The organism is Streptomyces deserti (genome assembly GCF_054782695.1).
The window spans coordinates 1-523 of record NZ_BAAGRZ010000138.1 but is presented as its reverse complement, the minus strand read 5'-3'; the positions used below and the strand labels follow the sequence as shown (position 1 = coordinate 523).

The following is a 523-nucleotide window of genomic DNA, read 5'->3' as shown; positions in this document are numbered from 1 at the left end:
CCCCGTTATGTTCTTCGCGGTCCTGCAAGAGGGCCGCTGGCCTCCGGGCCCGGCATGACTGTTCCCCCCTGTCGAACGGATGACCTGGGGGGTGGTGTCACCGGGCCCGAGAGGCGCCGTTGGAGACGCTGATGAGAGGTCCGACTACCGCCTGGCCTGGCGCAACGCCCGGCCGCTTGCGGGCGGCAAGTCTGCATAACGTGGATGCGCGCACGACGCCAACGCCCTGGCCAGCACCGCACGAACCCGTTCGGGAGGACGGCTTGTACGACAGCGACGAGATAGGCGTCTTCCTCGGCCTGGACGTCGGCAAGACGAACCATCACGGGCACGGCCTCACCCCGGCCGGGAAGAAAGTCTTCGACAAGCAGCTGCCCAACAGCGAGCCGAAGCTGCGGGCCGTCTTCGACAAGCTCGCCGCGAAGTTCGGCACCGTCCTGGTGATCGTGGACCAGCCCGCCTCGATCGGAGCCCTGCCCCTGACGGTCGCCCGGGACGCCGGCTGCAAGGTCGCCTACCTGCC

At 68.6% G+C, this 523-nt stretch carries 1 protein-coding gene; it reads left to right on the top strand.

Annotation, left to right across the window (positions count from 1 at the left end):
• Positions 1-263: 263 nt before the first annotated feature.
• Positions 264-523, top strand: a 260-nt coding sequence (locus ACYVMZ_RS39450; RefSeq protein ID WP_461088155.1) for an IS110 family transposase, incomplete at its 3' end; no start/stop codon positions are given.